2 protein-coding genes are annotated in these 13,163 nt (G+C 37.2%); both read right to left on the reverse strand.

Going from position 1 to position 13,163, the window contains the following annotated elements:
* Nucleotides 1-171: 171 nt before the first annotated feature.
* Nucleotides 172-9,750, reverse strand: coding sequence for a Rib/alpha-like domain-containing protein (locus CBI42_RS09705; protein ID WP_094753877.1), 9,579 nt, complete (start codon nt 9,748-9,750; stop codon nt 172-174).
* A gap of 303 nt (nt 9,751-10,053) precedes the next feature.
* Nucleotides 10,054-13,163, reverse strand: a 3,110-nt coding sequence (locus CBI42_RS09710; RefSeq protein WP_142294097.1) for a MucBP domain-containing protein, incomplete at its 5' end; no start/stop codon positions are given.

Genomic DNA, 13,163 nt, shown 5'->3' on the forward strand with positions numbered 1-13,163 from the left:
TTCTGTAATCTTGTCTATACGAGATTAGAACGAGAAAATCTACAGAGAATTGACAATAAAACCACCGAAAATTTTTAACCAATGCTATGATAACTCTCATCTCAATCCCAAAAAGAAAAGGAGCGGATATGATATCCTACTCCTTATTCTTATCAGAAAATCTAATTAGAATTAGTCTTCTTTTTTCTTGCGAGCAACAAGTCCAAATCCACTCAAGACACCTAAAAGTCCAAGTGCTGCTAAGCTAGAGTCGGCTTCTGTACCTGTGTTAGGCAATTCTTTTTGAACTTCAACATTTTTAGGTGTTGATGGTTGAGAAGCTGGTTGGTTTGGAGTTGATGGTTCAACATGCTTAGGTATGACTGTTACTGGGACTTCTACCTCTACGATTTCTCCTGATGGTAGTTTCACTTTTACTTTAACACTTGGTTTTTGTCCTGCCGTATCAGTTGCTGGGATTTCTCCAACTTCTACGATTTCGGCACCTTTTGGTAACTCAACATGTTTCTTAACATCATCTTTGCCAATTGGAGTTCCAACCTCTACTACGATTGGGGTAGTTTTAACTGTTTCTCTTGGAGCTGGAGTCGCTTTTGGAGTAACAGTTACTGGAACTTCTACTGTAATCACTTTTCCATTTGGTAATTCAACCGTGACTTTAACTGGATCCTTCTTACCTGGTGTTGTCAAGTCTGGAATGTTTTCAACATTTGTGACCTTGCCACCTTCTGGAATCTTAATTCCTTTAGTATAATCCTCTGGCGTTAATGGGGTAGATGTGACTGGTGTCTCAATCTCTTTAACAGGTGTTACATTAACTGGGACTTCTACTGTAATCACTTTTCCATTTGGTAATTCAACCGTGACTTTAACTGGATCCTTCTTACCTGGTGTTGTCAAGTCTGGAATATTTTCAACATTCGTTACCTTGCCACCTTCTGGAATCTTGATGCCTTTTGTGTAATCCTCTGGTGTTAATGGGGTCTTAGTTACTGGAGTTTCAATTTCCTTAACAGGTGTTACATTAACTGGGACTTCTACTGTAATCACTTTGCCACTTGGTAATTCAACCGTTACCTTAACTGGATCTTTCTTACCTGGTGTTGTCAAGTCTGGAATATTTTCAACATTCGTTACCTTGCCACCTTCTGGAATCTTAATTCCTTTAGTGTAATCCTCTGGTGTTAATGGAGTTTTCGTAACTGGAGTTTCAATTTCCTTAACAGGTGTTACATTAACCGGAACTTCTACTGTAATCACTTTTCCATTTGGTAATTCAACCGTTACCTTAACTGGATCCTTCTTACCTGGAGTTGTCAAGTCTGGAATGTTTTCAACATTTGTGACCTTGCCACCTTCTGGAATCTTAATTCCTTTTGTGTAATCCTCTGGCGTTAATGGGGTAGAGGTGACTGGTGTCTCAATCTCTTTAACAGGTGTTACATTAACTGGAACTTCTACTGTAATCACTTTTCCATTTGGTAATTCAACCGTGACTTTAACTGGATCCTTCTTACCTGGAGTTGTCAAGTCTGGAATGTTTTCAACATTGGTCACTTTTCCACCTTCTGGAATCTTGATGCCTTTTGTGTAATCCTCTGGTGTTAATGGGGTCTTAGTTACTGGAGTTTCAATTTCCTTAACAGGTGTTACATTAACTGGAACTTCTACTGTAATCACTTTTCCATTTGGTAATTCAACCGTTACCTTAACTGGATCCTTCTTACCTGGAGTTGTCAAGTCTGGAATGTTTTCAACATTTGTGACCTTGCCACCTTCTGGAATCTTAATTCCTTTTGTGTAATCCTCTGGCGTTAATGGGGTAGAGGTGACTGGTGTCTCAATCTCTTTAACAGGTGTTACATTAACTGGAACGTCAACAGTAATTGTCTTTCCATTTGGTAATTCAATCGTTACCTTAACTGGATCTTTCTTACCTGGTGTTGTCAAGTCTGGAATGTTTTCAACATTTGTGACCTTGCCACCTTCTGGAATCTTGATGCCTTTAGTGTAATCCTCTGGCGTTAATGGGGTAGAGGTGACTGGTGTCTCAATCTCTTTAACAGGTGTTACATTAACTGGAATCTCTACTGTGACTACTTTTCCATTTGGTAATTCAACCGTTACCTTAACTGGATCCTTCTTACCTGGTGTTGTCAAGTCTGGAATGTTTTCAACATTCGTTACTTTTCCACCTTCCGGAATCTTGATTCCTTTTGTGTAATCCTCTGGCGTTAATGGGGTAGAGGTGACTGGTGTCTCAATCTCTTTAACAGGTGTTACATTAACTGGAATCTCTACTGTGACTACTTTTCCATTTGGTAATTCAACCGTTACCTTAACTGGATCTTTCTTACCTGGAGTTGTTAAGTCTGGAATGTTTTCAACATTGGTTACTTTTCCACCTTCCGGAATCTTGATTCCTTTTGTGTAATCCTCTGGGGTTAATGGAGTTTTCGTTACTGGAGTTTCAATTTCCTTAACAGGTGTTACATTTACTGGAACCTCTACTGTAATCACTTTGCCATTTGGTAATTCAACCGTTACCTTAACTGGATCTTTCTTACCTGGTGTTGTCAAGTCTGGAATGTTTTCAACATTTGTGACCTTGCCACCTTCTGGAATCTTGATGCCTTTTGTGTAATCCTCTGGTGTTAATGGGGTAGAGGTGACTGGTGTCTCTATTGAGACTGGAACGACTTCTACTACGTTAACAGGTACAGGTACCTCTTTAGTCGCAACTACTTTACCATCTTTCACATACTCTACCACTACTGTCGCTGGGATTTGTACACCAACTGTTGCTGTAGGTGGTACTGTTCCTGTTTTAACTTCTGTAACTGTTACAGTAACTCCTGATGGAAGTCCCTTCACGTTATTAGCTGCTTTTTCAGCCTGTTCTTTAATAGCTTTTTCTAGTTCTTGCTTATCACTATCTTTAAGAACTGTTACACCTTCTGGGGTTACTTTTGGTAATACTGTCACTGGGACTTTTACTGTCTCTTCACCATTTGCATACTTAACTTTAGTTGGTACTGTTACATCGGTTGCTCCAACTTTATCCTTTGTATCTGGTAAATCAGCTTCTGTTGGATCTTGTACTGTTCCACCTTGTCCTGGTGTTACTGCATCTTTTACTTTAGCTATTTCAGGTTTGTCGCCTTCAACAACGTATACTTGATCAGCATTTGAACCAACGACATTTACAGTAATTTCTGCATCTTTTGTATACTTAACGCCATCTACTGTATAGGTTACTGGGACTTTTACAATTCCTTTGTTTGTTCCTGCTTCCGATGTAATGGTTGCAAGCACTTCTTCTGTAATCGCTCCAACTTCTACATCTTTGGCACCATCTGGTAATTTAGCTTTGAAATCTGCTGAGCTTGCTACTTCTTCTGCTTTAGCTTTAGCTACTTCTTTAACTTTATCTGTAGTTTCACCTTTTGGTACTGTTACTTCACCTTTAGCAACTGGCAATACTGTCACTGGTACTTTCACTTGTTCTGAATCTTTAATTCCGTCGTAAGTTACAGGGACCGTTACTTCTTTCTTACCTGTTGTTTTTGTTAGGTCTTCTGGAATTACAGGATTACCTCTAGTTCCATTAGCTCCTGGTGTTACTGCATCTTGAACAGTTTTAGATTCTACTGTATCACCTTCAAAGACTACCAATGATTTTGATGTTGAACCAACTACCGTTACCGGAACTTCTACTTCTTTAGAACCAACTACACGGCCTTTATCATCAGTATATTCAATAACTACCTTAGCTGGTTTTTGTTCTCCTGTAGCAGTTGTTTCAGGTTTTTCTTTCACTTCTTTAACAGTTACTGTTACACCTGCAGGAATACTATCTTTTGGTAATGCATCCACCACTTCTTGAGCTTTTGCTTTAACCATTGTTTCTAAATCTGTACTATCTTTAAGTACTGTTACTCCCGTTGGTTTAACAACTGGTAATACTTTAACAACCGTAGGGACTTCTACAAGTTTATCTTCACCATCTTTCGCAACTACTGTTACTTTCTTATCTCCAGGTGTTGTTGTATCTACATCACCATCTTTATAGGTGAACTTAGTTCCGTCTGGATATTGATCAGGATTAATGCTTTCAGATGGATCTGGTTGTGTATTTTGAGGATTTTCAAATACATATTGCACTTCAGGATCTACTACCACAACTTTAGCTGGAACTTTAACAATCGTATCTTCACTAACTTTAGCCACAACGACTACATCTTTCTCTCCCGATGTAGTTGTATCTACTGGAGTTTCATAAGTAAATTCCGTTCCGTCTGGATATTCACCCGGTGTGATACTTTGTTTAGCTTCTGGTTGTTTATTAGCTTTATCAGCCACAACGTATTGTGGAATACTGTCAACTACACGTACTGTTGCTGGAACTCTTACTAGTTCATTTCCATTTTCATCAGTAACAATAACCTTAACCCCTTTATCTCCAGGTGTTGTTGTATCTGGTTCTTTTTCGTAAGTGAATTTAGAACCAGCTGGATAATCATCTGGATTGATACTATCTTCTGCTTTTGGAGCTTCTTTTGGATCTACTGGGACAATTTGTGGATATCCTTCAACAACTTTAATCGGTACATTAACAGTTTCTTCACGTTTATTATCCCCTGAACCGTATGTCACTGTCACAGGAGCTGTTAATGTGTCATCCCCAACTTTATCAGTTGTATCAGGAAGTTTAGTTTCATCTACTGTTTTCTCATTTCCTTTAGTAGTAACAGCATCTTTTAATTTTTCTGAAGATGGTTTATCTCCTTCTACTACATAAACAGGTTTTGCAGTTGAAACTTGTGGTTTAACTTTAATTGTAAACTCTTGATCTATTTCTTTCTTAGTATCAAACGTTGGATCCTGATCAAATGGATTATCTACAACATCATATCCCATAGATTTCAAAACATCAACACGTGCTTGAACTTTTTCTTCTGGAATTTTATCTCCTGATTTACCAGCAAGATCATCAATATTATATTTCGTATCTAATGGTGTTTCAACACCTTCATCATCTACTGAAACAAATTTTACTTTTGCTTTTTGATCGTCTTTATCATAGGTAATCTTGATATTTGCTTTTGGATCCGTAATTTTTGGTGGTTTATAACCTTCTTCTGGATTTGCAGGATTTACTGGTTCTAATGGTGTTCCATTTCCATCTTTTGGAGTATATCCATCTTTATGAGGAATAATTTGTGTAATTTCACCAGTCTTGGTTGGATCATTTGGATCGTTAGGGAATGGAATCGGATCTCCATCCTTACCAGTGGTTGGATCAACAGGAATCCAGCTTCCAATCTTCGTATAAGTAACTTTATCCGTTTCATCAGGGATTACTTTTGTATCTTTTGCAGGGGTTGCTGCTTCTTTAGCTGGAATTTCTTTTTTATCAGCAATATATCCTGGTAGAACATCTACTCCAACTTTATCCCATGTTTTATTTGGATTTTCCCAATCAGTATAGCTTACTTCTTTTGTGACAAGATTAACGGTTGCTTTTCTTGTGAATGGCACCGTTTGAACAGTATCATCCTTAGCTTTTTCTTCAGCTGCTGTATCTGAATCTTTCTTCACATATGAAATCACACGTTTAGCTGTTGTGTTCAAGTCAGATTCAGCTAATCCCTCAGGCCATTTAAGTTCTGGGGTATCCCCATTTGGATCTACTGGACTATCTTTTTCATGTGGTGTTGATGAAGGTACTTCAATGATTCTAGGTTTAACCACAATTTTAAATGTTTGAGAAGGTGATGATGAACCATCTGTTGGGTTAATATCTTCCTTGTCATCAAAAATTGGATGATGATTATCCTGAGTATTATAGTCATCACTTTCTACTTCATAACCTTGGTTCTTAAGTTCTTTGATTTTGTTGTCAATATCTGTATTTGCTGGTAATTCTGAACCAGATTTACCTGTTAAATCAAAGCTAGAAACCACTTCATTTGCGGCTCCATCGACTTTCTTCTCAATCACTACTTTAGCTGTTTGAGTAGAAGGTGTATATGTAATTGGTGATTCCCCAAATTTATCCGTTGGTGTAAATCCATCTGGAACTTTATAGCCTTGAGTTGGATCATTTGGATTTTTCGGTGTCAATTCTTGTCCATTATATACTGGAGTATAACCTGGAACATATGGAATTGTTATCGTGCTAAAATCACCTGGAACTGTTGGATCAGTCGGGTTATTTGGATAAGAAATCTTATCTGGTGCTCCTTGTGGTTTCTTACCTGCTGGATAGTTAGGTACAAATGAACCAATTTCTTTATAAAGAACTTTCTTCACTTCAGAAGTTGCTGTTCCATTTTGTGCTGGCTTAGGAGCATCTTTTTCTGGAACAAGTTTATCCGCATTATCCACTAATAAATAATTATTAATAACTGGAGATTCAACTGAGTTATACTTACCATTAGTACCATCTGCTTTAGCATCAGTTAGTTTATCCGCTTCATTGTAAACTTCCCAATCAGAGTAAGTTACTTCTTTTGTTTCAGGATTAACTGTTGCTGTACGTTTGTAAGTTACTTTTTGCACCTTTTCAGCATATAAAGGAGTAGCATTATCTTTGTTTGCATCTTCTTCTTTTAGATACTTAATTGTACGTGTAACTTCTTTAACTAAGTCCTCACGAGTAACTCCTGCTGGATATTTACCAAGGTTTTCATCTCCTTCTTTTACAGGTGTATCTGCTGTTTTTGGAGATACTGGAGCTGTTGTGCTTGGATTTGTTGGATCAGTTGTTACTGTAGGGTCTACTTTAATTAAGTCTAAGACATGAACAGTGACATTTGTTTCTGTTGATTTCTTACCTTCACTATCAGTTGATTGAACTTTTACAGTGTAATCTCCAACTTTAGTTGTATCTAGATTACCTGCATCACTTACTGCAATTGTTGGTTTAGTAGAATCAACCCCATCACGATCATCTTCTAAGTCAGTTGCAGATGGTTTCGCTTTTTCTAGAACTTTATCATTGTTCCATTTGTCAGCTTCTTTAGTTTTATAAACATATAAGTCTTTTTTCTCAACTGCTACTGTTGGAGCTTCGTTTAGAACATTAGCATAAGCTGGATCTGATTCGTTACCTGCTTTATCAAGCACAGTAACTTTGATACGTTTGTCAGGATTTGTTGTCTCATTCGCTTCTGTCAAATCTGTCCCTTTTGGAACTGGTACAACTAATTTACCATCGCGTACTTCAACTTTTGTTTCACCAATATACCAACCGTCTTCTTTTTTATTTAAAGTAATTGGAGTTTTACTATTTGGTAACGTAACTTTCATTGAAGTTACTCCACCAATAGCTTCTTTAATATTGTCTACCTCAGTATCAGCATCACGGTCCGTTCCATTGTTTCTATCATTGTCAGCGATATCTTGTTTTTCTCTAGGTACATCTGTTAAATTAGTATCTTTTTCTGTTGGGACAGAAATTAATAATTCTGTTGGTTGATTTTTATCAGTTTTTTCTCCATTAATGCTATCAGTATGAACTGGTTCCACAGTAGGAGTTACTGGTTTAATCGTATCGATGTAAATTGTTTTGTTGTAGTAGTAATCTGGATTGTCTGTATTTCCTAGAGCATTGAATGTATTTCTATATGGACTATTTGGATTTACAACACCTGTATTTTCTAATACTCTGTTGCCTTGTAAATCTGTAAATCCTTCTTTAATTTCTGCAGTTACCTTAAAAGTAGCTGTCCCTTTGAAATTTTTTGCCGTTGTGAAATCAATACCGAATGTTCTTGTCCCATTCTTTGCTGGATCTGAATCCCCTGCATTAAATTTCAATCTAAGCGTTCTTGTAGCTTCATCATACGATACGACTTGGAAAGGACCAGGCCAATTCCATTCATTTGCTTTTTTTAGAGAATCTTTTAATTCGACACCTTCAGGAATTTTAATTGTGTATTCATAAGCGCCGTACGTTGGTAACCCACCAACGTTTTTCACAGTAACTCTTAATTGACCGGATTCTTTGTCTTTATAGAGAGTGTCTTCTCCATAAGCGGACGTGGTATTATTACGAACAACATCTGTCGTCATTTCTAAAGCAGCACCAACAGTTAAGTTAACTCCACCAACAAAGTATCCATCTTCAATTTCTGTTTTTCCTTTTACTGGATAAGTTTTATTAAATGCGGGACCATCCTCTAATGCTTTAATGGTTACTTTAATTTTCTTAGTAGTATTTGGAGTATTGATAATCGTTCTCCAGAAACCAAAACCATTACCATTCCCTCCATCACCATACGGAGTTGAAACGTGTGTAGTTTCATTATGATTATTCGCATCTGTTAGCGTTCTTAAAACTTCACCTGTATCTGCATCTCTAACTGTAATTTCTACTTTTTCACCAGTACCAGCAGTACCCATATTCCCATAGGCACCACCTGTTAGAACACTTAGGTATAATCTAGAGTTCGGATTAACATTAAATTCTTTCGAAATTTGTGTACCTTTCTTATTTAATTGAATATAATAATCTTTCCCTACAGCTGAATGTGCTGCATTATTTAAAGGAACACCAGGTACACTTGAGTAGTTAACACCATTTGCATAGTTTTGATTAGCTTTATTAGGTGCTAATGGATTTCCTGGAACAGGAGTATCATTGTATTGTCTGTCAATACTTCCATTATTATCGTAAACTTTAGATGGTTTCGGATCAAATCCAGCAGGTCTATCCGCTGCAACTTCTGTTGGAGCTTCTGGTTTAATCGCTGTTACATAATTATTTGTCCCTTCTATTTTCCATCCATCAATTTCATTTTCAATTCTCTTTTCTTTCCAATTATATGTAATTTTACCAAGCTTCACTGGAGCTGGCTTTGGACTAGAAGCATTATTTCTTGAATATTGATTTTCAACAGTTGCGGATTTTGTTTTAACATCTTGAGTATTAAAATCAATATCTCCAAATTGATTTTTCAAACTTGAAATAACGTTATCTATTGGGTTAGCTCCTACCCCTCTTTTATTATTACTAGTAGGACCTTCCGCTGCTTGTTCCCCTACACCAGTAGGAGTCGCTCTAAATCCACTTTCCCCTTTACCAGGAATTGCTTTTCCGTTTCGTGGATCTTGGTTTTTATTTGTTTTTTCTACTTTAGCTTCTGTTTCTGATTTATCTTCTACAGCAGGAGACACTTTTGGCATGCTCTCAATTACAAAAGCCTTTTCTCCTAATCTGGCAACAGTTTTATCTACCTCTACCTGAGTTGCTTTATCATTTGCTGATAAAGCTTGAGCTTCTAATAGTGTTGCCTTGGCATCCTCAATAGTTTTTGATGTTTTATTACTAATTTCAACTTTATCGATAGCTGATTGAATACGTGAAATCGCTTCCGATAACTTACTGAAGTCTACCTTTGCAATATTTTCTGGTACTAGCTTATCTTCATTAACTAAAGCTTCAGCTGAAGTTACTACTGGTTTAGAAACTGGATCTTTAGAAGGAATTTCTTCTCTCTTGGTATCAGGGCTCGCAACATTCTCTTCGTGATTTAAGCTTTCTTGAGATGGCGATGACTGTGGATTAGACAAATTTGAGCTCGTTCTTGCATCGTTTCCTTGAATAGTATCAGCTTTTGCAGTGGCTCCACCTCCAAACATCATAAGCGCAGCAATTGCTACCGATGCTGCACCGAAACTATACTTTCGGATTGAAAATCGTTGAACCTTTTGTCCATGATATTTTTTTATTCGTGAGTACATTACTACTCCTTTTCTTATATTTTTATTTACACCAAGAAAAGTCAGTAAAATCCTTAAATAGATACTAAGAAAATCCCTGACTTCACCTATTGTATAATATATATAATAACTCTATCTATTCACTATGTCAAGCAATTCGATATTTTAATCGATGTTGATATATAAAAAAGCAAAGATAATTAATAGCTTCAGAAATATGATTAATAACTTTCAAAAAAGCTTAAAAATTACCTCATATTTACATAGAAAAAGGAGCGGATATGATATCCTACTCCTTATTCTTATCAGAAAATCTAATTAAATTTAGTCTTCTTTTTTCTTACGAGCAACAAGCCCAAATCCGCTCAAGACACCTAAAAGTCCAAGTGCTGCTAGGCTAGCATGGTCTTCTGTACCAGTATTAGGAAGTTCAGCTTGTCCTTTAGCTTCTGATGGAGCTACTGGAGCTTGTGGTGCTTTACCATTTACTGGTGCTGATGGCATCGTTGGAGTTGCTGGGTTAGCCGGTGTTGTTGGTTGACTTGGGTCTGTCGGTTTCACCGGACTTGTTGGGTTTGTTGAAGGTGTTGATGGAGAACCTGGTTGAGATGGAGTGAGTGAGCCTCCATTTGTAGTACCTTCTTTGACTTCTTTATAAACGTAAGTTACTTCTGTTGTTCCTTCTGTTACTTTACCATTTTCATCACCTTTAGTTGAAGTTGGTACTAATACGTATAGTTTTCCATCTTTCGTAGTGATTGTAGCTGGTTTGTTGTCAGTTGTGTCATATGCTGAGCTTACTGATCCGTCTGTAGTATCTTTAACGTCTTCTGCGATTGTGTTACCCGCTTCGTCTACATAATGAACGACTACGTTTCCTTTAATTTCTTTGTACACATATGTTACTTCTGTTGTTTTACCTGCTTCAACACTTCCGTTTTCGTTACCTTTAGTTGATGCTGGTACTAATTCGTATACTCTTCCTTCTGCAGTTGTAATACGAGTTGGTTTCATATCATTATCAGTAGTGTTGTAAGCAGCTCCTGGTTTACCGTCTTTGGTATCAACAGCGTCAGTTTGGATTGTGTTTCCAGCTTCGTCTACATAGTGAACTACTACTTGTCCTGCTTTTTCGTAAACGTAAGTTACTTCAGATTTACCTTCTACTACATCTCCTGTTTCAGGTTTAGAATCGTCTTTAACAGCTTTTTCTGTTAAGTAATATTTAACACCATCTTTTTCGATTGTTGCTGGTTTATTGTCAGTTGTATCGTATTTAGCGTTTAGAGAAGCACCTTTAGTATCTTCTTTATCTTCAGCAATCACGTTGCCTTCTGTGTCAACGTAGTGAACTACTACATCTCCAGTTACTTCTTTATAAACGTAAGTAACTTCTGTTGTTCCTTCTGTTACTTTACCAGACTCTTCACCCTTAGTTGAAGTTGGTACAAGTACATATACTTTACCATCTTTTGTAGTGATTGTAGCTGGTTTGTTGTCACTTGTGTCATATGCTGAGCTTACAGATCCATCAGTCGTATCTTTAATGTCTTCTGCGATTGTGTTTCCAGCTTCGTCTACATAGTGAACGACGACGTTTCCTTTTACTTCTTTGTAGACATAAGTCACTTCTGTAGTTTTACCTGCTTCAACACTTCCGTTTTCGTTACCTTTAGTTGATGCTGGTACGAGTTCATATACTTTTCCTTCTGGAGTAGTGATACGAGTTGGTTTCATATCGTTATCAGAAGTATCATATTTAGCTCCTGGTTGACCATCTTTTGTATCAACAGCATCTGCTTGAAGAGTGTTTCCAGCTTCGTCTACGTAATGAACAAGAACGTTTCCTGCTTTTTCGTATACATAAGTGATTTCTGTAGTTCCTTCTACAACAGCACCGTTTTCTGGCTTAGAACCGTCTTTCAATTCTTTAGCTGTCAAGTAGTAAACTTGTCCATCTTTTTCAAGTTTAGCTGGTTTGTTGTCAGTTGTGTCATATTTCTCACTTAGTGATCCATTTTCTACATCTTTCGTATCTTCAGCAAGTGTGTTTCCTTCTGTATCAACGTAGTGAACGACGACATTACCAGTGATTTCTTTGTAGACGTAAGTTACTTCTGTCGTTTCTCCAGCTTTAACTTTACCTGTTTCATCACCTTTAGTTGACTGAGGGATTAATTCGTATACTTTACCTTCTGGAGTAGTGATACGGTTTGGTTTCATTCCGTTATCAGCAGTGTTGTAGTCTGAGTTTGGTTTACCGTCTTTTGTATCAACAGCATCTGCTTGAATAGTGTTACCTTTTTCGTCAGTGTAATGAACGACTACTTGTCCAGCTTTTTCGTAAACGTATGTTACTTCTGTTTTACCTTCTACTACGTCTCCGTTTTCTGGTTTAGAGTCATCTTTAAGAGCTTTTTCTGTTAAGTAGTAAACAGTTCCGTCTTTTTCGATTTTCTCTGGTTTGTTGTCAGTTGTATCGTATTTAGCGTTTAGAGAAGCACCTTTCGTATCTTCTTTATCTTCCGCAATTACGTTACCTTCTGTATCAACGTAGTGAACGACTACATCTCCAGTTACTTCTTTATAAACATAGGTTACTTCTGTAGTTCCTTCAGTAACCTTACCAGTTTCAGCACCTTGAGTTGTTGTTGGTACTAATTGGTAAACTTTGCCTTCTGGAGTCGTAATACGTTCTGGTTTCATTCCGTTATCAGAAGTATCATATGGTGTGCTAATTGATCCATCTGTTGTATCTTTAGCATCTTCAGCAATTTTGTTTCCTGCCTCATCTGTATAGTGAACTACTACATTACCTTTTACTTCTTTATAAACGTAGGTTACTTCTTTAGTTTGACCTGATTCTACAGTACCTGTTTCATCACCTTTAGTTGATGCTGGGACTAGTTCGTATACTTTTCCTTCTGCAGTTGTGATACGAGTTGGTTTCATTCCGTTATCTGCAGTGTTGTATTCAGAACCTGGTTTTCCATTGTCAGTATCTTTAGCACCTGAAGCAATATCTTTACCGTCTGCAGTTCCTACTAATGGAGTTCCGTCTTCTGTTTGGTAATTAACGATTACTGATCCAGCTTTTTCATAAACGTAAGTTACATCAGTTTTACCTTCAACTACGTTTCCAGTTTCTGGTTTAGAATCATCTTTAAGACCAGCTTTTGTAATGTAGTATACAGTTCCGTCTTCTGCAGTGATTTTTTCTGGTTTGTTATCAACAGCAGTATCATATTTTTCGCTTAGAGATGCACCTTTAAGGTCGTCTTTATCAGCTGCGATTTTGTTACCTTCTGTGTCAACATAGTGAACTACTACATCACCAGTTACTTCTTTATAAACGTATGTTACTTCTTTAGTTTCTCCAGCAACAACTTTACCAGTTTCTTCACCTTTAGTTGCTGTTGGTACTAATTCGTATA

Source organism: Streptococcus sp. KR (assembly GCF_002238115.1).
Lineage (GTDB): Bacteria > Bacillota > Bacilli > Lactobacillales > Streptococcaceae > Streptococcus.

Coding starts and splice junctions, on each gene's coding strand:
- CBI42_RS09705 (WP_094753877.1), bottom strand. CDS start 9,750: ATGTACTCACGAATAAAAAAATATCATGGACAAAAGGTTCAACGATTT.